General features: G+C 44.1%; 1 protein-coding gene. It reads right to left on the bottom strand.

The features are described 5' to 3' along the window. Positions 1-562 (bottom strand): type I pantothenate kinase (gene coaA, locus R7044_RS25930; RefSeq protein WP_225456087.1); only part of this gene is annotated, 562 nt, incomplete at its 3' end. Positions 563-657: the final 95 nt, after the last annotated feature.

Genomic DNA, 657 nt, shown 5'->3' with positions numbered 1-657 from the left:
TAAGCACGTCAGGTCGGTCGACTTTTTTTAGCTCATCAGTAATGTCGTATGTGATGTGTGAGTAAACAGGTACTTCAAGATTTGGCTTGCCCGCCTTTACATCAGAAACAAATTCTACCAAACGTTTGATGTCGTAAGATTCGGGAAAGCCCTTTCGATGCATGATACCGCGCTCTTCCAGAACCTTTTTGGGATACAGAAAGCCATCCGTTGTAACTAAGGCGACTTTGGGATGATTTTCCCAACGAGAAAGCAGTGCTTTAAGAATGCGTGCTGTTGTACTTTTTCCAACAGCCACACTACCTGCAATGCCAATAACAAATGGCGGAGCGTGTTCCTCGGTATTTAGAAACTGCTGAAGAACAGAGTTGCGACTTTGGCGAGCCTGTACATATAAATTGAGTAGACGAGACAAAGGAAGGTAGATCTCTACCGCTTCCTCCATAGTGAGGTTTTCATTTATGCCTTGAAGCGCCTTTAGATCGTCTTCAGAGAGTGTCATCGGAACAGAATTACGCAGTTCTGCCCACTCGGCACGGTCAAATGACAAAAATGGACTCATGGGTCTCTTTTATCCTTGGTTTAGTAGAGAGCAAGAACATACAACAAGCACCGTGCAAAGCAAACGACAAAGCACGAAAGTTTGCTTTAAAAAGC

Source organism: Vibrio sp. 1402 (assembly GCF_033340275.1).
This window is presented reverse-complemented; position numbering and strand designations above follow the sequence as displayed.